We start from the raw sequence: 17,787 nt of genomic DNA on the forward strand, positions 1-17,787 counted from the left end.
TGAAAGTAAGGCTATGTTGACAAGGTGTCAATAAGGCTTACTCGACGTCGTCCAGATGATCCGCGTAGTACTCGACCGCTCGCCGGTACCGCTGGACCCCGGCGTCGGTGCTGGTCGCCGCGAGCACCTTCAGCAGCGTTCCCGCCGCGTCGCGCGCCTCGCCGACGTTGTAGAGCGCCATCGCCAGGAACGTCTTCAGCGCCGCGTCCTCCGGGAACTCGTCGAGGCCGCGGCGCAAGGTCTTGAGCGATTCGTCGTACCGGCCGAGGACGCGATACGTGCTGCCGAGCCCGACGAACACGCCGTGCCTGTCCTCAGTGGACAGACCGTCACCGCTGAGTGCCCGCTCGTAGAAGGGGGCTGCTTCGGCCTCCAGCCCGGCGGAGTCGTGTGCCCATGCTGTCTGATAGGCGATCACGGCGTCGCGGGGGTTCCGTTCGGACAACGCGACCAGTTGCCGTCGCGCGTCGTCGGTACCCTCTTCCCGGAGCCGGATCGCCTCCTGCGTCTCGCTCATGCGGCGGCGCCGTCGAAAGGCGGGTAGGTCTCGCCACCGACGCGCTCGGCCACGACGATGTAGTCGGCGAGCGCGTCACGTGAACGCGCGAGCTTGGCCAGCTGCTCGTCCAGGCGTCCCAGCCGCTCCCGCATCGCGGCCAGCAACTCGGGGCAGCCGATCAGCTCGGGCTTCTCGCCGACCGCGCAGGGCAGCAGATACGCGATGTCCTCGGACGACAGGCCGGCGGCGAGCAGATGCCGGATCTGCTTCACCCGCAGCAAGGCCGTCTCGTCGTACTCGCGATAGCCGTTCGTGCCGCGGTCCGCCTCCAGCAGGCCATGGGCCTCGTAGTAGCGCAACTGATGGGCGTTGACGCCCGTCCGATGACTCAGTTCCCCGATCTTCATCGCTTTCCCCACTTGACCTTCATACCGGTATCAACGTTGACGATGGTGCCATGCCTGACAACAAAAATACCCCGATCACGGTTCTCGGCCTCGGACTGATGGGCCAAGCGCTCGCCCGCGCGTTCCTGAAAGCCGGGCATCCCACGACCGTGTGGAACCGGACGGCCGCCAAGGCCGGTTCGCTGGTGACCGAAGGGGCGCGGCTCGCGCCCACGATCGGCGACGCGCTCGAGGCGGGCGGCGTGACGATCGTGTGCCTCACCGACTACCCGGCCGTGCGTGACCTGCTCGGCGACGCCGGGCTGGAGGGCACGACCCTGGTCAACCTGACCTCGGGTGACTCCGCCCAAGCGCGGGAAACCGCCGTCTGGGCCGAAAAACGGGGTGCCCGGTATCTGGACGGCGCGATCATGGCCATCCCCTCATCGATCGGGACCGCTGAGGCGGTGATCCTGCTCAGCGGCCCGGCGCCGGACTTCGACCTCGGCGCGCTCGGCACGATCAGTCACCTCGGCGCCGACCCCGGGCTGGCTTCGCTGTACGACGTCGCGGGTCTGGCGATGATGTGGAGCGTCCTGAACGCGTGGCTGCAGGGCACCGCGATGCTCCGGACCGCCGGTGTCGACGCCGCGACGTACGCGCCCTTCGCGCAGCAGATCGCTGTCGGCGTGGCGGGCTGGCTGCCCGGTTACGCCGAGCAGGTCGACAAGGGCTCGTTCCCGGCGGAGGTGTCCGCCTTGGAGACCGACGCGCGGGCGATGGCGCATATGGTCGAGGAGAGCGAAGCGCTGGGCGTGAACGCCAAACTGCCGAAGCTGATCAAGGCGATGGCCGACCGCGCGATCGCGGCGGGGCACGGCGGGGAGCAGTACCCCGTGCTGATCCGGGAGTTCGAGCGGGCGGGGGAATAAAGGTCAGGCGGGTCGGATTGGGCGCCGACACGCGTGCGATCGTGCTCGACGGACCCGGCCCGCCCGAGGCGTTGCGGATCAAGGACGTCCCGGTGCCCGAGGTCGGCGACGGCTGGGTGCGGGTCAAGGTCGAGGCGTTCGGGCTCAACCGGTCCGAGTACCACCTGCGCACCGGTGTCGCCACGAACGCGAAGTTTCCGATCGTGCCGGGGATCGAGGCCGTCGGGACCGTCGACGCGGCGCCGGGCGGGGAGTTCCCGGTGGGACAGACCGTCGTCGCCATGATGGGCGGGATGGGGCGCGCCTTCGACGGTGGCTACGCGGAATACACCGCCGTGCCCGCCTCCTCGGTGATCCCTGTGCGCACGAAACTGGACTGGGCGACGCTCGGGGCGTTGCCGGAGATGCTGCAGACCGCGCACGGCTCGCTGTACGCCGGGCTCGACATCCGCGCGGGGCAGACGATCCTGATCCGCGGCGGGACGTCGTCGATCGGCGTCGCGGCTGCGGTGCTGGCGAAGGAACAGGGCCTGACCGTCCTGTCGACCACGCGGAACCCTGCTCGTTTGAATGTCTTGCGGAAATTCGGCGTCGATCACCCGCTGGTGGACGACGGTTCGATCACCGGCGCGGTGCGCGAAATCGTGCCGGGCGGGGTGAACGCGGCACTGGAACTGGTCGGCACCAACGTCCTGCCGGACACGCTGCGCGCGACGGCCGTGCACGGGACCGTGTGCTTCACCGGGATGCTCAGCGACGTCTGGTCGATCCCGGACTTCTACCCGATGGCCGTGATCCCGAACGGTGTCCGGCTCACCGCGTACGGCGGCGAGAGCAGTGACCTGCCCGCTGAGGCGCTTCAGCGCTATGTCGACTTGGTCGAGGCCGGACGGCTACCGCTGACGATCCATCAGGTGTACGCGTTCGAGGAGATCGCGGAGGCGCATCGGGTGATGGAGGCCGGGGAAGCGGTGGGGAAACTGGTCGTCCGGGTGCGTTGACGCTGGGCTCGTAGTCGCTTGGGCGACCTCGTTTGGCGGCTTGCTCGGTTTGTGGCCGTCTGCCTTGGTTGTTGCAGGCAGGTGGCAAGGGCGTGTCTCTCAAACTGGGGTTGGCAGGGTGGGCGAGGACACGAGCGTGCGTTTTCCGGCCGGAGGCCTCGGAAATCTGAAAGCACGCTTTGAGAGACGCTAGGCGCAGTCCCAGTTCGGGAAGGCTTTCGGTCTATGTCCGTAGGTGCATGGTGTTGCGTCTCGGTTCCCCGCTTGGGTCGAGGTAGGTGGGTGCGATGAATTCCGGTAGCCCGTCTTGGGTGATCTGGACTTTCCATTCGCTTTTGTGGATCAGCCGATGGTGTCTCGTGCAGAGGAGCACGAGGTTGTCGGTTTTCGTTTCGCCGCGGTGCCGCCAGAAAACCAGATGATGCGCCGTGCACCGTTGGACCGGTATGGCGCAACCTGGACACGCGCAGCCGCCGTCCCGGATTTTCAGCGCGTGTTTCTGCCGGGGTGGTGACGGAACGGCTGGAGCGTCCCACGTCCAGCGGTTGTCCCTTGTGCGGTTTGGCCAGCGGATCGAGGTCGGACTTCAACCGGGCGTAGGTTTCCAGATTCAAGGTTCCCGCGAACCCGAGCGTGCCATCACGGTGTTTGACGAACCGCAACTCCGGACGGGTGTCCTGGGGGTCTTCGTTACGGGGTTATCTACCGTCGGGGTCCATCCTGTCCAGCATCCGACGACCGGCCTTGGCGATCTCCTTCGGCCCGGCCCGCACGTCCTCGGCGGGCACCAACGAGGGGACACGACTCAGCGCGCCGATGACCGCGTCGATCTGACCACCCCCGATCGCGCCCTCCGCCGCAGCTTCAGCGGTCAACGGCGCCAACGGCGGCGCCATATCCCCACCGCCGACCACCCCGGGATGAAGGGCAAGCGCCCGATCGGCACGGGCACTGGCCTCCTTCTGCGACACCTGAAAGTCCTGAAAAATCAGGCCCGCCAACGTCGAATGCCCATAGCATCCACGAACCCCACGCGCATTCAACTCCGCCAAAATCGCATACTGCTCCGCGTCCAATCGCCGCTTCAAGACTTCGATCTCCTGCTTACGGACATGCAGCGCCGCAGTATCAGCACGCCACCACTCGGTGCACGCTGTCTGAGGACTGTTTTCGCTGGCCACAGAATCAACAATACCCCTGTTCGAACACCTGTGCTAGCACGATTTGCGTAGCGATCCCGAGCGGACCATTTCACTCGATGGGGAACAAAAGACGGTGAATGAACTACGCAGAGTCGTGCGGGCGGTAATGGCGGGCCAGGAAGGCAAAAATGCGTGCCGGGACGGATCCACAGTGAACGCGGCCTGCCACTCACGAACTCCGGCATCGACTCGGACCGCCGCGATCGGGCGTGTACGGAACTTATGCGCGATCCAGGCAGGCTCCGGGGTCATGACGACATCCTTGTCCTCACGGCAGGCCGCGAGATGGTCCGTGGTCGCGCTGCTGCTCGCGTTCGTGGGTTCGCTGCTCGCGCTGCCCGCCGAGGCGGTGCCCGCGCAGGGGATCCGCGCCAGTTACGCCAATCCGGTTCGCAAGGCCGACGGGCACGTCGACGCCAAAGCGACGGTGGACCGGCTCCGTGCGATGAACGCGGACACGTACGCGTTCCTGGTCAACAAGTCCACCGATTGGGCCGATCTGGAGCAGGAGTTCCTGCCCGCCGCCCAGGCGAGCGGCCTCGCGGTCTGGGTCTACCTTGTCCCACCGACAGAGTGTCCCGGCGGCACGAGCTGCGCGGAGTATCTGCCCTACAAGAAGGACTATGTCGCGTGGGGACAGGCGATCGCCCGGCTCTCGGTGCGGTATCCGGTGCTCAAGGCCTGGGCGATGGACGACTTCAACGCCAACACGAGCACGTTCAACACGACCTACACGGCCAAGATGCGCAACGCCGCCAGGGCGATCCAGCCGTCGCTCGACTTCTACCCGGTGGTGTACGCCAACGCCGTCACCCAGTCCTTTGTGGATTCCTACGCCGCGGGCATCGACAGTCTCATCCTGCCGTTCCGTGACGACCCGTACCGCAACACGTTGTGGACCGGGAGCCTCCGCTCGCAGCTGGACCAGGTCGTCGCGCGACTCGCGAGCAAGAGCCGCAAGGCCATTCTGATGGTGTACGCCTCCACCCTGTCACGCACCACGATCACCCCTGACGTCGAGTACGTCCGAACGGTGACCGCGGTCGGCCTGGAGTACGCGGCGGCCGGGAAGCTCGCCGGGGTCATCCAATACGCGCTGTCCTTGACGCCGGGACGGGCGCAGTCGGGAGACGAACGCGTCGCGCACACCGGGAACAGTGCGCTGGTGTTCACGGTGCATCCCGACAACGCCACGACGGCGGGGGACTACGCGGCCGCCAGCGCGACCGTTCGCCTCGACGCGGGGTCGACGTCCTGCCGGATGGTCGTGTGGCACACCGACGACCGGCCCGCCACGAGCCCGCTCGGCTACCACGCGAAGCAGGCGATCGTCGGCGGGACGCAGGTGTGGGAGCGAGACGTCGCCAGCGAGGGGACCGAGTGGTACACCTCTTCGCCGATCGACATCACCCCTCGCCTGAGCGGCGGGTCGGCGACGCTCACCCTGCGCCTGTACGAGAAGAAGGCCGTCACCAGCTATTCGGTCACGGCCCGGATGGACGACATCAGCCTGACCGGCTGCCACGTCGCGAACCCCGGCTTCGAGGCCGACGGTGGCTGGACCTACGGCCGCAAGGGCGGTGACGTCCTGACCGGGCGTCACACCTACGACCCCGTGTACTCGACTTCGGTCCACTCCGCGGTCGGCTCCCTCTACGGGGGCTGAAGGGGACTTTCCCCGCATGACATGCAGGTAAGGGGCCCTTCACCGCGTCGCATGCGGTGAAGGGCCCCTTCAGCCCGCATCAAAACAATCAGGCGTGCTTGATTTTTCCGGTGGGGGGTGCGAGCCTGGGGAGGACGCGAGGAGGCGGGCATGGCTGACCTTGGCGTGATCCTTGGGGATCTCGCGGCGGAATCGCAGGCCATCGACGACGTGGTGGCGAAGCTGCCCGCGTCGGATTGGGCGCGGCAGACCCCGGCCGAAGGCTGGACGATCGCTCATCAGATCGCCCATCTGGCCTGGACGGACAAGAAGGCGCTGATCGCGGCGCGTGGGTCCGAGGCCGAGTGGCAGACGGAGATCGAAGGGCTGCTCGCGACGGGGGAGACCTACGTCGACGACGGTGCGGCCGAGGGAGCGAAGACACCGCCCCGGGAGTTGCTGGCCGGGTGGCGTGCCGTCCGCGCGGAACTGGCCGAAGCGCTTGCCGCGGTGCCCGATGGACAAAAGATCCCTTGGTACGGCCCGCCGATGAGCGCCGCGTCCATGGTGACCGCGCGGCTCATGGAGACCTGGGCGCACGGTCAGGACATCTTCGACACGTTCGGCGTCGCGCGCGAGAACACCGGCAGGCTGTGGCACATCGCCCGCTTCGGCACCCGCACGCGCGACTTCGCCTACAAGCTCAACTCGCTGGCCCCGCCGGCCGAAGAGTTCCGGGTCGAGTTGACCGCGCCGGACGGCTCCACCTGGGCGTTCGGGCCCGAGGACGCCGGGCAGCGGCTCACCGGGAGCGCGGTCGACTTCTGCCTCGTCATCACCCAGCGCCGTCATCCTGACGACACCGACCTCGTCACCACCGGCGCCGACGTCGTGGAATGGCTCGGGATCGCGCAGGCCTTCGCCGGGCCTCCCGGTGCCGGACGGCGGCCGGGGCAGTTCACATGACCGCGGCCCCGATCAGGATCGGCAACGCGTCCGGGTTCTACGGCGACCGGTTCTCCGCTGTCCGCGAGATGCTCACCGATGGCCCGCTCGACGTGCTGACCGGCGACTACCTGGCCGAGCTGACCATGCTCATCCTCGGCCGCGACCGGATGAAGGACCCGAACCGCGGCTACGCCAAGACGTTCCTCCGGCAGATGGAGGAAAACCTAGCGCTGGCCAAGGAGAAGGGCGTCAAGATCGTCGCGAACGCCGGGGGGCTCAACCCCGCCGGGCTCGCCGACGCGCTCCGTGAGCTGGCCTCGAAACTCGGGGTCGACGTCGCCATCGCGCACGTCGAAGGCGACGACCTGATCCAGCGCGCCGAAGAGCTCGGTTTCGGCAAGACGTTGACCGCCAACGCCTATCTCGGCGCGTGGGGGATCGCGGAATGTCTGAACGCGGGTGCCGACATCGTGGTGACCGGACGCGTCACCGATGCTTCGGTGATCGTCGGTCCGGCCGCCGCGCACTTCGGCTGGGCGCGCGACGACTACGACGCGCTCGCCGGCGCGGTCGCGGCCGGGCACGTGATCGAATGCGGCACGCAGGCCACCGGCGGCAACTACGCGTTCTTCACCGAGCAGGAGATCGGCGTCCCTGGCTTCCCGATCGCCGAGATCTCCGCCGACGGCACCAGCGTGATCACCAAACATCCCGGCACCGGCGGCGTGGTGAACGCCGGAACCGTGACCGCGCAACTGCTTTACGAGATCACCGGTGCCCGTTACGCCGGGCCGGACGTCACGACACGGTTCGACACGCTGACCCTGACCGACGACGGCCCGGACCGCGTCCGGATCACCGGTGTCACCGGGGAGCCGCCGCCCCCGACGCTCAAAGTCTGCCTGAACGGGCTCGGTGGCTTCCGCAACGAGACGACGTTCGTCCTCACCGGACTCGACATCGAAGCGAAAGCCGCGCTGGTCAAGGAACAACTCGGTGGCGCGCTCAAAGCCCGCCCGCCGTCGGAGGTCCGCTGGACGCTGGCCCGTACCGATCAGGCCGACGCCGAAACCGAACAGCAAGCGAGTGCGTTGCTGCACGTCGCGGTGAAGGACGCCGATCCGGAGGTCGCCGGGCGCGCGTTCAGCGGTGCGGCGATCGAACTCGCCCTGGCGAGTTATCCCGGCTTCCACGTCACCGCGCCTCCCGCGGCCGCCTCGCCGTACGGCGTCTACCGGGCCGCTTTCGTTGACGCGAAAGAGGTTCCACACGTCGCCGTCCTGCCGGACGGAGAGCGCCGCGACATCGCGCAAGCCGACGACACCTTGGCTCTGTCCGATGTGGACGAATACGGTCTGCCCGCCCCCTACACGCAGGCACAGGTCCGCCGGGCACCGCTCGGCAAGGTGATCGGCGCCCGCAGCGGGGACAAGGGCGGCAACGCGAACGTCGGCGTCTGGGCTCGCTCCGACGAGGCGTGGCGCTGGCTCGCGCACCGGCTCACCGTCACCGAGTTCAAACTGCTGCTTCCGGAGACCGCCGACCTGGAGGTCCAGCGTCATCTGCTGCCGAATTTGCGGGCGATCAACTTCGTCGTCGAAGGCATCCTCGGCGAGGGCGTCGCGTCGCAGGCGCGGTTCGATCCGCAGGCGAAGGCACTCGGGGAATGGCTGCGCTCCCGCGAGATCGACATCCCGGAGGCTCTCCTGTGACCGACCTCTTCACCACGCCGGAACGCGTCGAGCTGCGCAAGACCGTCCGGCGGTTCGCCGAAACCGAGATCCTGCCGCATCTCGACGACTGGGAACGCGAGGGCGAACTGCCCCGCGACCTGCATCGCAAGGCCGGGGAACTCGGGCTGCTCGGCGTCGGCTTCCCCGAGGAGGTCGGCGGTGGTGGCGGCGACTATCTCGACGCCGTGGTCATCGCCGAGGAACTGCACTACGCGGGCGGTTCCGGCGGCCTCTTCGCCTCGCTTTTCACCTGTGGCATCGCCGTCCCGCATATCGCGGCTGCCGGGGATCCGGTGCAGATCGAACGCTGGGTCCGGCCGACGCTGGAGGGGGCCAAGATCGGCTCGCTCGCGGTCACCGAACCCGACGGCGGTTCCGATGTCGCCGGTATCCGTACCACCGCGGCGCGCGAGGGCGACGAGTACGTCATCAACGGTGCCAAGACCTTCATCACCTCGGGTTGCCGCGCCGACTTCGTGACCACCGTGGTCCGCACCGGCGAATCCGGCGCCCACGGCATCTCGCTCATCGTGGTCGAACGCGGCACACCAGGCTTCACCGTCTCTCGCAAACTGGAGAAGATGGGCTGGCTCTGCTCGGACACCGCCGAGCTGTCCTATGTGGACGTCCGGGTGCCAGCGGAAAACCTGATCGGCGCCGAGAACAGCGGTTTCGCGCAGGTCGCCACCCAGTTCGTCACCGAGCGGGTTTCGCTGGCGGTGCAGGGTTACGCGCACGCGCAGCGAGCACTCGACCTGACGCTGGACTGGTGCCGCCTGCGCGAGACCTTCGGCCGTCCGCTGATCTCCCGTCAGCTGGTGCAGCACAAGCTCACCGAGATGGCCCGGAAGATCGACGTCGCGCGGTCCTATACCCGGCAGGTCGCGCTGCGGCACGTCGCGGGCGAAGAGGTCATCGCCGAGGCCTGTTTCGCGAAAAACACCGCCGTCGAGACCGCCGAATGGGTGGTCAACGAGGCTGTCCAGCTGCACGGCGGGCTCGGCTACATGCGGGAGGCCGAAGTGGAGCGTCACTACCGTGACGTCCGCATCCTCGGTATCGGCGGCGGTACCAACGAGATCCTCACCGGCTTGGCCGCGAAGCGATTGGGATACACCGCATGAGCACGATCAGGTCCTCTGTGGACCCGCGGAGCGAGGAATTCGCCGCCAACCGCGAGTCCATGCTCGGCAAACTCACCGAGATCGACGGCGAGCACGCCAAGGCGATCGCGGGCGGTGGCGAGAAGTACGTCACCCGGCACCGCAAACGCGGCAAGCTGCTCGCCCGCGAACGGATAGAACTCCTCCTCGACGAGGACTCGCCGTTCCTGGAACTGTCGCCGCTCGCGGCCTGGGGTTCGGACTACCAGGTCGGCGCCAGCGTGATCACCGGTATCGGCGTGGTCGAGGGTGTCGAGTGCATGATTTCGGCGAGCGATCCCACGGTCAAAGGCGGGGCGAGCAACCCGTGGACGGCCAAGAAGAGCTACCGCGCCGCGGACATCGCCGCGCAGAACCGACTGCCGGTGATCAACCTCGTCGAGTCCGGCGGCGCGGATCTGCCGACGCAGAAGGAGATCTTCATCCCCGGCGGCCGGATCTTCCGCGACATCACGCGGTCTTCGGCGGCGAAGATCCCGACGATCGCGCTGGTGTTCGGCAACTCCACCGCGGGCGGCGCGTACCTGCCCGGCATGTCGGACTACGTCGTGATGGTCAAGGAACGCGCGAAAGTGTTCCTCGGCGGGCCGCCGCTGGTCAAGATGGCCACCGGTGAGGAGTCCGACGACGAATCGCTCGGCGGCGCCGAGATGCACGCCCGCACGTCGGGTCTCGCCGACTACCTCGCGGCCGACGAAGAGGACGCGATCCGGCTCGGCCGCAGCATCGTCAAACGGCTCAACTGGACCAAACAGGGCCCGACGCCGAAACCGGACTACGCCGAACCGCTGTACTCGGCCGAAGACCTGCTCGGCATCGTGCCCGCCGATCTCAAGGTGCCGTTCGACCCGCGCGAGGTGATCGCCAGGGTCGCCGACGGTTCGGACTTCGACGAGTTCAAACCCTTGTACGGCAGCAGTCTCGCCACCGGATGGGCGAATATCCACGGCTACCCGGTCGGTGTCCTCGCCAACGCGCAGGGCGTGCTGTTCGGCGAGGAATCGCAGAAGGCGGCGCAGTTCATCCAGCTGGCCAACCAGATCGACACGCCGCTGGTCTTCCTGCACAACACCACCGGTTACATGGTCGGCAAGGAGTACGAGCAGAGCGGCATCATCAAACACGGCGCGATGATGATCAACGCCGTGTCGAACTCGAAGGTGCCGCATCTGTCGGTGCTCATGGGCGCCTCGTACGGTGCCGGGCATTACGGTATGTGCGGCCGTGCGTACGATCCCCGGTTCCTCTTCGCCTGGCCCAGCGCGAAATCCGCGGTTATGGGGCCGCAGCAGCTGGCCGGTGTGCTGTCCATCGTGGCCCGTGCCGCCGCGGTCTCGCGGGGGCAGGACTACAACGAGGAGCACGACGCCGCCATGCGCGCCATGGTGGAGGGACAGATCGAGGCGGAGTCGATGCCGATGTTCCTCTCCGGGATGCTCTACGACGACGGGATCATCGATCCCCGCGACACCCGCACGGTGCTCGGGCTCAGCCTGTCCGTGATCCACAATGGACCAGTGAAGGGCGCCGAAGGCTTCGGCGTCTTCAGGATGTGAGCGGCATGATCGAGAAGCTTCTGGTCGCCAACCGCGGGGAGATCGCCCGCCGCGTGTTCCGCACCTGCCGTGACGCCGGGATCGGCACGGTCGCGGTGTTCTCCGACGCGGACGCCGACGCGCCGCACACGGCCGAGGCGGACGTCGCCGTCCGGCTGCCGGGCAACGCGCCGTCCGACACCTATCTGCGCGCCGAACTGCTGATCAAGGCGGCCGTCGAGACCGGCGCCGACGCGATCCACCCCGGCTACGGCTTCCTTTCCGAGAACGCCGCGTTCGCCCGTGCGGTGATCGACGCCGGGCTCATCTGGGTCGGCCCGCCGCCAGAGGCCATCGAGAGCATGGGCTCGAAGGTCGAGTCCAAGCGGATGATGGCCGACGCCGGTGTCCCGATCCTATCCGAACTGGACCCGGCCGAGGTCACCGACAACGAACTTCCCTTGCTGGTCAAGGCATCCGCCGGTGGCGGCGGGCGCGGTATGCGCGTGGTGCGTTCACTCGGCGAACTCGCCGAGGCCGTCGAAGGGGCGAGTGCAGAGGCCGCCTCGGCCTTCGGTGACGCGACCGTGTTCTGCGAGCGGTATCTGGAGACCGGGCGCCACATCGAGGTCCAGGTGCTCGCCGACACCCACGGCACCGTCTGGGCGGTGGGGGAGCGGGAATGCTCGATCCAGCGCCGTCACCAGAAGGTCGTCGAAGAGGCACCGTCGCCGCTCGTCGACGACGCCATGCGGGAAGCGCTGTTCGACGCCGCGCGCAAGGCCGCGCAGGCGATCGACTACGTCGGCGCCGGGACGGTCGAGTTCCTCGCCGGTCCGGACGGGCGGTTCTACTTCCTGGAGATGAACACCCGGCTCCAGGTCGAGCATCCGGTCACCGAGGCCACGACCGGACTCGATCTGGTTTCCTGGCAACTGCGGATCGCGGAGGGCGAGCACCTCCCGATCGACGAGCCGGAGACACGGGGTCACGCGATCGAGGTCCGGCTCTACGCCGAGGACCCGGCCACGGGCTGGCAGCCGCAGAGCGGCACCCTGCACCGCTTCGAACTTCCCGCCGCGCAGCGGGAGTTCGAGGTGGGCCCGGGCGTCCGGCTCGACTCCGGCTTCGTCAGCGGCCAGACCGTCGGCGTGCACTACGACCCGATGCTCGCCAAGGTGATCGCCTACGCCCCGGACCGCCGGAGCGCGGCACGGGCGCTGGCCGGAGCGCTGGCGGGCGCGGAGATCCATGGCGTGGTGACCAACCGCGACCTGCTCGTGAACGTGCTCAGGCACGAAGCCTTCCTCGCCGGAGAGACCGACACGGCGTTCTTCGACCGGCACGGACTCGATACCTTGGCACGTCCACTGGCCACTGTGGACACCGTACGGATTTCCGCGCTCGCCGCGGCTTTGGCTGGCGCGGCCGGGAACCGGGCGGGCGCTCAGGTGCAGGGACGGCTGCCGAGCGGGTGGCGCAACGTCCACTCCCAGGGGCAGCGCAAACGCTTTCTTCAGGGAGACGACGAGATCGAGGTCGTCTACACACTCACCCGTGACGGCCTGCGCGCCGACGGATTCGACGGTGTGGAACTGGTTTCGGCCACAGGCGATCACGTCGTTCTCGAGGTCGCCGGGGTGCGACGGACGTTCGCCGTCGCCCGGTACGGCGCCGCGGTGTACGTCGATTCGCCCGAAGGCACCGTCGAACTGAGCGTGGTGCCGAGGTACCCGGATCCGGACGCGGCGCTCGCCGCCGGTTCGCTCGTGGCGCCGATGCCGGGCACGGTCGTCCGGCTCGCGGTCGAGGCCGGTGACACCGTCAAGACCGGCGATCCGTTGCTGTGGCTGGAAGCGATGAAGATGGAACACCGGATCGCGGCGCCGGCCGACGGCGTCGTGACCGAACTCCCGGTGGTCGTCGGACAACAGGTCGAGGTGGGCACGATCCTCGCGGTGGTAGGAGAGAACGAATGAACGCGATGAACTTCACCGAACCCGAGGAGCGGGTCGCGCTGCGGGCGGCGGTCGCCGAACTCGGCAAGAAGTACGGGTACGAGTACTACGCCAAGCAGGCCCGCGCCGGGTTCAAAACCGAGGAACTGTGGGCCGAGGCAGGACGGCTCGGCTACCTCGGCGTGAACCTGCCCGAGGAGTACGGCGGCGGGGGAGCGGGCATCGCCGATCTCGCCGCGGTGCTCGAAGAACTCGCAGCCGCAGGAAGCCCGCTGCTGCTCATGGTCGTCTCGCCGGCGATCTGCGGCACGGTCATCTCACGCTTCGGCACCGACGAGCAGAAGAAGCGCTGGCTGCCCGGCATCGCCGACGGCAGCAGGCGGATGGTCTTCGCGATCACCGAGCCCGACGCCGGGTCGAACTCGCACAAGATCACCACCACCGCCAAACGCGACAGTGGTGATTGGGTCCTCAGTGGACGGAAGGTCTACATCTCCGGTGTCGACGAGGCGGACGCCGTCCTGGTCGTGGGCCGCACCGAGGACTCGAAGACCGGCAAGCTCAAGCCCGCGCTGTTCATCGTCCCGACCGACGCGCCCGGCTTCGAGTACAAGCAGATCGAGATGGACCTGATCTCGCCGGAGAAGCAGTTCGGCCTGTTCCTCGACGACGTCCACCTGCCAGCCGACGCGCTGGTCGGCGAGGAGGACGCGGCGATCGCGCAACTGTTCGCCGGGCTCAACCCCGAACGGATCATGGGCGCGTCGTTCTCGCTCGGCATCGCGCGGTACGCGCTGTCCAGGGCCGTCGCCTACGCCAACGAGCGCAAGGTGTGGGGCGGCGTACCGATCGGCGGTCACCAGGGGCTCGCGCATCCGCTGGCCGAGATCAAAATCGAGCTGGAACTGGCCAAGCTGATGACGCAGAAGGCAGCCTCGCTCTACGACTCCGGTGACGACTTCGGCGCGGGCGAGTCGGCGAACATGGCGAAGTACGCCGCGGCCGAGGTCGCCATCCGCGCGGTCGACCAGGCCGTGCAGACCCACGGCGGCAACGGTCTCGCCAGCGAATACGGGCTGGGCACGCTGGTCACGGCCGTCCGGCTGGGCCGCATCGCACCGGTGAGCCGCGAGATGGTGCTCAACTTCGTCGGCCAGCACAGCCTGGGTCTTCCCAGGTCCTACTGAGAGGCCTCCCCATGAGCACGCTCCACGGCAAGACGATCATCGTCTCCGGCGGCAGCCGCGGAATCTGCACCGCGGCGATCCGCAACGTCGTCGGCGCGGAACTGGCGGCGAAATCGCGGACGCCGGACATCATGGCCGACGCCGCGCACGCGATCCTCACCAAACCGAGCCGCGAGGCGTCGAGGAATTTCTACCTCGACGACGAGGCGCTGGCCGCCGAAGGCGTCATCGACTTCTCGAGATACCGCATCGGTGAGCGCGAGGAAGACCTGCAGCTCGATTTCTGGGTCGACGAACGACGATGATCCGCGAACCGCAGCAGGAGCGCAGCCGGACGACTCGGCGGCGGCTGGTCGAGGCCGCCGTCGAGACGATCGGGGAGCTGGGCTGGAACGGGACCACGGTCGCCGTCATCGCCGAACGCGCCGGAGTCTCGCGCGGTGCCGCGCAGCACCACTTCCCGGCCAGGGAAGACCTGGTCGCGGCCGCGGTCGAACACGTCGGTGCGATCCAGATCGTGGAACTACGCTCCCGCGCGGCGGAACTGCCGTCGGGACGGTCGCGGATCGAGCGGGCCGTCGACATGGTGCTGAACCTCTACAGCGGGCCGATGTTCCGAGCCGCGCTCCACCTGTGGGTCGCGGCTTCGACCGACGACGGACTGCGCGCGACCCTGGTGCCGCTGGAGGCACGGGTCGGCAGGGAAGCACACCGGGTGACCGTCGAACTTCTCGGCGTCGACGAGTCCCACCAGGGCGCTCGTGAGCTGGTCCAGGCCACTCTCGATCTCGCCCGCGGCCTGGGGCTGGCGAATCTGCTGACCGATGACACGAAGCGCCGCAAGCAGATCGTCGCGCAGTGGGCCAGGGTCCTGGAGCCCACCCTGGCATCGGCGAAGAACACGTGGATCGAACGGAACGAAGAAATTCCCGGGAACGTCTGAGATCTTGTTAACACTGATGGAGCAGCAACCGATAACACGGTGTGAGTGCTGCTGATTCAGGTAGCTGATCGAGAGAGGTTAGTCCGGTGTCCGGTTCAGAGGTCGAGTTGTCCCATCGAGCCATGGCGATGCTGCGAGCGGTCGCGGCCCGCCGCGCCCAGATGTCGTGCAGCTGCGAGCCGGACCTCTTCATCGACGGGTTCGCCTGCTGTGACCAGATGACCGCGCACGCCCTCGCCCACAGTGGTTACATCCGCCCCGCCGAGTCCACCGGCCTCTCCGCCGTCACCGGTCGCGTTCCCGCCGAGCTGACCGAAGCGGGCGTGGCCGCGATCGCGGTCACCGCGGCTGCCTGACCCTTCACCGCACCGTCTGTCCGGTGTGGACGAGATCCGTTTACAACCGGCTCCCGCGTTCCTAGGATCCACCCCGGGATGAGGCCGTCGCGCTTCGCGACGGACCGGGGTTGGGAGGTGCCGATGGCACGCACGGCTCGCCGCCACAGCGGTGGGGACGCCCTGAGCGAACTGATGCGGGCGGCCGGCGCGGCACCCCGCCGCCGGGGACCGCGCGGGCCGAGGCACCGGGCTCCGAGCACCGCCGCTCCCGGCAACGGGAAGCTCTGGCGGATTTCCGTGCTTTCGGCGGGCGGTCTCGTCGTCGGCGGTCTGCTGGCCGTGCTGCTCACCCCGGCCGACTCGGCCGATGTAAGCCCGGGAACGCCTCTCCCGCCGCCGTCACTGACCATCGCGCCGCAGGCTGCCGAGGTCCCGGACGACGCGGTGCCTACACCCGTCCCGTCGGGCCCGCCGGGCGGCAGCGTCGCGCCCCCGCCGCCACTGACCGCGTCGATGAACGGCTCGGAGACGCCGTCTCCCACCCCGACGCCGGTCACCACGCCCGAACGGCAGGATCCGCGTGCCGGTCACCACGACAACGACTGGTTTTACGACCGCTACTACGGCGGTTATCAAGGCGGCGGCCGACGGCCGTACTGGGGCGGATAGCGCCGTTCGGGCGATCGGCGGTATCGCCGCCGAATTCACCGGTATCCATCGTTTTCCGACCGAACACGACGCCGTCGCCGCGGCGGTCGAGGCGGCGACGCAGAACGTGTCGAGGGGATCCGGTTTCGGTGGCGAACGTGTTGCGCAGCATCGATTGCAACCTCGCCGGACTGCGGCCGCTGAAGGCCGAGACCCCGGTCGACACTCGCGACCCTCTCCGGCGTGGTGGTGAAGGCCCTTCCTTACTTTGAGGGTCAGGGTCCCGGCAAAGTCGGGGTCTTGCAGGTCAGGCGGCTATTCGTCGCTGCGTGAGGCTGACGATGTGGGAATGGGGGCGTCGAGTGTCCCCATTCCCACATCGTCGCGGGGGTCACACCGGTTGCGGAGCTTGAGCCATAGAGGTTCAGGGACATGCCCACCTCGGGCCTGGCAGGCACTGACAATGTCAAGCCCGTACTGCCACCAGCAGCGCTGACCAGCAGCTCCGCGACTTTGCCGAGACCTTGACTTTGCGAGCGGGGAAAGAGGCCTTCACGGACTGGAACGGAGGTCAGCCGGTGTAACCCGCCACGATCTTCGTGTAGTCGTACTTGCCCTGTGCGATTCCCGCGCAGTTGTTGCAATCGCGGTTCACCGCCCAGAACGACAACCGGGCGAGATGTTTGCTCGCCGCGTAGTCGCGGATCGCGCGGAAGTCGGCGACGCTGACCGTCTCGCCCGCCACATCGGTCTTCCCGTTCATCGAAGAGAGCCCGCTGCGCCGGTAGGCCGCGTCGTCGCTCAGGCCGAAGGTGGACTTCACGACGTTCTTGAGCCCCTCCACGGCACTGCGGGTCTTGCCCGCCATGTCACCGCCGTTGGAGAAGTTGAACGGCATGACCGACCACGCGTCGACCCCCGAGCCGAGGATCTTCGACTGGGAGATCAGCCGCTTCCCGTGCGAGTTGGGGCCGCCGACGTCGGTCGGGATGGTGATGACCACGCGCAGGCCGGGGTTCTTCTGTTTCGTGAGTTTGACGGCGTTCAGGATCCGGTCCTGGACGGTGTAGTTCTCGAATTCGTCGGTGTTCTCGATGTCGAGGTCGATCGCCTTGAGTTTGTAGGCGTCGATGACCTTCTGGTACGCGCCGGCGAGTGCCGCGGGTGTGCCACACTTCGGGCCGAGCTTCGTGCCGGACCAGCCGCCGAACGACGGGATGACGTCACCGCCCTTGGCCCGGATGTTGTTGATCATCGTGGCGTCGGAACCGGTGAGTGAACGGCTGCCGTCCCATTTCGGGTTGCAACCGCCGTCGGAGAGGATGAACGCGAGGGTGAAGGCCTTGACCCCGGTGGCGTTCATCGCGGCGATCGGGTCCGTCTGTCCCGACCACTGGTACAGATAGGGCGAGGCGAGTACCGCGTCCGGGGCCGCCGAGGCGACGGGGGCGACGCCGACAGCCGTGGCGAGAGCGGCACCGACGGCAGTGGCCAGTGTCGCCCAGCGGCTCAAGGATTTCATAGGTCCTCCAACTGGTACGCGCGCATCGAGGCGCGCAGGTGTGGAGCACCTCCGTCTTGACGCGGCGTATCAACCAGGAGGTCACTGTTTGCTCACTCACAGTGGACTAGACCATTGAGGACTGTCAAGAATTCACCGGATTTACCG

At 67.8% G+C, this 17,787-nt stretch carries 17 protein-coding genes and 1 pseudogene; 13 read left to right on the forward strand and 5 right to left on the reverse strand.

The window, feature by feature from the left end; all coding sequences use genetic code 11:
- Positions 1–37: 37 nt before the first annotated feature.
- A complete protein-coding gene (locus tag ACM6LU_RS12250) occupies positions 38–517 on the reverse strand; it encodes a tetratricopeptide repeat protein (protein ID WP_414937732.1) in 480 nt (159 codons plus the stop codon).
- Positions 514–906 carry a MerR family transcriptional regulator gene (locus tag ACM6LU_RS12255; protein ID WP_414937733.1) on the reverse strand — a complete coding sequence of 131 codons (393 nt, stop codon included), beginning with the start codon at positions 904–906 and terminating at the stop codon, positions 514–516. The genes ACM6LU_RS12250 and ACM6LU_RS12255 overlap by 4 nt, the downstream gene beginning before the upstream one ends.
- Before the next feature lie 50 nt (positions 907–956).
- On the opposite strand from ACM6LU_RS12255, the gene ACM6LU_RS12260 reads away from it, so the two are divergent.
- Together ACM6LU_RS12260 and ACM6LU_RS12265 are read left to right on the forward strand one after the other, a co-directional pair.
- Positions 957–1,817, forward strand: a complete 861-nt coding sequence (locus ACM6LU_RS12260; protein WP_414937734.1) for an NAD(P)-dependent oxidoreductase — start codon at positions 957–959, stop codon at positions 1,815–1,817.
- 17 nt (positions 1,818–1,834) lie between these two features.
- Entirely contained in the window at positions 1,835–2,818 is a 984-nt protein-coding gene (locus ACM6LU_RS12265) for a zinc-binding alcohol dehydrogenase family protein (RefSeq protein WP_414937735.1), read from the forward strand.
- 223 nt (positions 2,819–3,041) lie between these two features.
- On the opposite strand, the gene ACM6LU_RS12270 is transcribed toward ACM6LU_RS12265, so the two are convergent.
- On the reverse strand, positions 3,042–3,392 hold the full coding sequence (locus ACM6LU_RS12270; RefSeq protein ID WP_414937966.1) for an HNH endonuclease signature motif containing protein: 351 nt from the start codon (positions 3,390–3,392) through the stop codon (positions 3,042–3,044).
- A gap of 124 nt (positions 3,393–3,516) precedes the next feature.
- A complete protein-coding gene (locus ACM6LU_RS12275) occupies positions 3,517–3,999 on the reverse strand; it encodes a DUF222 domain-containing protein (RefSeq protein WP_414937736.1) in 483 nt (160 codons plus the stop codon).
- 271 nt (positions 4,000–4,270) lie between these two features.
- On the opposite strand from ACM6LU_RS12275, the gene ACM6LU_RS12280 reads away from it, so the two are divergent.
- From ACM6LU_RS12280 to ACM6LU_RS12330, 11 genes and pseudogenes are all read left to right on the forward strand, one after another.
- Positions 4,271–5,686, forward strand: coding sequence for a hypothetical protein (locus tag ACM6LU_RS12280; protein ID WP_414937737.1), 1,416 nt, complete (start codon positions 4,271–4,273; stop codon positions 5,684–5,686).
- 150 nt (positions 5,687–5,836) lie between these two features.
- Positions 5,837–6,631: a TIGR03084 family metal-binding protein gene (locus tag ACM6LU_RS12285; protein WP_414937738.1), complete on the forward strand. Its 795-nt coding sequence runs from the start codon at positions 5,837–5,839 to the stop codon at positions 6,629–6,631.
- Positions 6,628–8,325, forward strand: a complete 1,698-nt coding sequence (locus ACM6LU_RS12290; protein WP_414937739.1) for an acyclic terpene utilization AtuA family protein — start codon at positions 6,628–6,630, stop codon at positions 8,323–8,325. Before ACM6LU_RS12285 ends, ACM6LU_RS12290 begins: the two co-directional genes overlap by 4 nt.
- Complete coding sequence (locus ACM6LU_RS12295) at positions 8,322–9,470, forward strand: acyl-CoA dehydrogenase family protein (protein ID WP_414937740.1); 1,149 nt, start codon at positions 8,322–8,324, stop codon at positions 9,468–9,470. Before ACM6LU_RS12290 ends, ACM6LU_RS12295 begins: the two co-directional genes overlap by 4 nt.
- Positions 9,467–11,065, forward strand: coding sequence for an acyl-CoA carboxylase subunit beta (locus ACM6LU_RS12300; protein WP_414937741.1), 1,599 nt, complete (start codon positions 9,467–9,469; stop codon positions 11,063–11,065). The genes ACM6LU_RS12295 and ACM6LU_RS12300 overlap by 4 nt, the downstream gene beginning before the upstream one ends.
- 5 nt (positions 11,066–11,070) lie before the next feature.
- Positions 11,071–13,023 (forward strand): biotin carboxylase N-terminal domain-containing protein, encoded by a 1,953-nt coding sequence (locus ACM6LU_RS12305; RefSeq protein ID WP_414937742.1) that lies wholly within the window; start codon positions 11,071–11,073, stop codon positions 13,021–13,023.
- A complete protein-coding gene (locus ACM6LU_RS12310; protein ID WP_414937743.1) occupies positions 13,020–14,189 on the forward strand; it encodes an acyl-CoA dehydrogenase family protein in 1,170 nt (389 codons plus the stop codon). Before ACM6LU_RS12305 ends, ACM6LU_RS12310 begins: the two co-directional genes overlap by 4 nt.
- A gap of 62 nt (positions 14,190–14,251) precedes the next feature.
- Positions 14,252–14,494, forward strand: a pseudogene (locus tag ACM6LU_RS12315) (short chain dehydrogenase); the annotation flags it as partial.
- Positions 14,491–15,132, forward strand: coding sequence for a TetR/AcrR family transcriptional regulator (locus ACM6LU_RS12320; RefSeq protein WP_414937744.1), 642 nt, complete (start codon positions 14,491–14,493; stop codon positions 15,130–15,132). The pseudogene ACM6LU_RS12315 and the gene ACM6LU_RS12320, both read left to right, overlap by 4 nt.
- A gap of 86 nt (positions 15,133–15,218) precedes the next feature.
- Positions 15,219–15,488, forward strand: coding sequence for a hypothetical protein (locus ACM6LU_RS12325; RefSeq protein ID WP_414937745.1), 270 nt, complete (start codon positions 15,219–15,221; stop codon positions 15,486–15,488).
- 123 nt (positions 15,489–15,611) lie between these two features.
- Complete coding sequence (locus ACM6LU_RS12330) at positions 15,612–16,139, forward strand: hypothetical protein (protein WP_414937746.1); 528 nt, start codon at positions 15,612–15,614, stop codon at positions 16,137–16,139.
- A gap of 550 nt (positions 16,140–16,689) precedes the next feature.
- Here ACM6LU_RS12330 and ACM6LU_RS12335 read toward each other — a convergent pair.
- The gene (locus ACM6LU_RS12335; RefSeq protein ID WP_414937747.1) at positions 16,690–17,640 is read right to left on the reverse strand and encodes a chitinase; all 951 of its coding nucleotides are present in this window, start codon (positions 17,638–17,640) and stop codon (positions 16,690–16,692) included.
- Between the last annotated feature and the right edge of the window lie 147 nt (positions 17,641–17,787).

The organism is Amycolatopsis sp. cmx-11-51, from assembly GCF_047608665.1.
GTDB lineage: Bacteria > Actinomycetota > Actinomycetes > Mycobacteriales > Pseudonocardiaceae > Amycolatopsis.

Coding starts and splice junctions, on each gene's coding strand:
- ACM6LU_RS12250 (WP_414937732.1), bottom strand. CDS start 517: ATGAGCGAGACGCAGGAGGCGATCCGGCTCCGGGAAGAGGGTACCGAC.
- ACM6LU_RS12255 (WP_414937733.1), bottom strand. CDS start 906: ATGAAGATCGGGGAACTGAGTCATCGGACGGGCGTCAACGCCCATCAG.
- ACM6LU_RS12260 (WP_414937734.1), top strand. CDS start 957: ATGCCTGACAACAAAAATACCCCGATCACGGTTCTCGGCCTCGGACTG.
- ACM6LU_RS12280 (WP_414937737.1), top strand. CDS start 4,271: ATGACGACATCCTTGTCCTCACGGCAGGCCGCGAGATGGTCCGTGGTC.
- ACM6LU_RS12285 (WP_414937738.1), top strand. CDS start 5,837: ATGGCTGACCTTGGCGTGATCCTTGGGGATCTCGCGGCGGAATCGCAG.
- ACM6LU_RS12290 (WP_414937739.1), top strand. CDS start 6,628: ATGACCGCGGCCCCGATCAGGATCGGCAACGCGTCCGGGTTCTACGGC.
- ACM6LU_RS12300 (WP_414937741.1), top strand. CDS start 9,467: ATGAGCACGATCAGGTCCTCTGTGGACCCGCGGAGCGAGGAATTCGCC.
- ACM6LU_RS12305 (WP_414937742.1), top strand. CDS start 11,071: ATGATCGAGAAGCTTCTGGTCGCCAACCGCGGGGAGATCGCCCGCCGC.
- ACM6LU_RS12310 (WP_414937743.1), top strand. CDS start 13,020: ATGAACGCGATGAACTTCACCGAACCCGAGGAGCGGGTCGCGCTGCGG.
- ACM6LU_RS12320 (WP_414937744.1), top strand. CDS start 14,491: ATGATCCGCGAACCGCAGCAGGAGCGCAGCCGGACGACTCGGCGGCGG.
- ACM6LU_RS12330 (WP_414937746.1), top strand. CDS start 15,612: ATGGCACGCACGGCTCGCCGCCACAGCGGTGGGGACGCCCTGAGCGAA.
- ACM6LU_RS12335 (WP_414937747.1), bottom strand. CDS start 17,640: ATGAAATCCTTGAGCCGCTGGGCGACACTGGCCACTGCCGTCGGTGCC.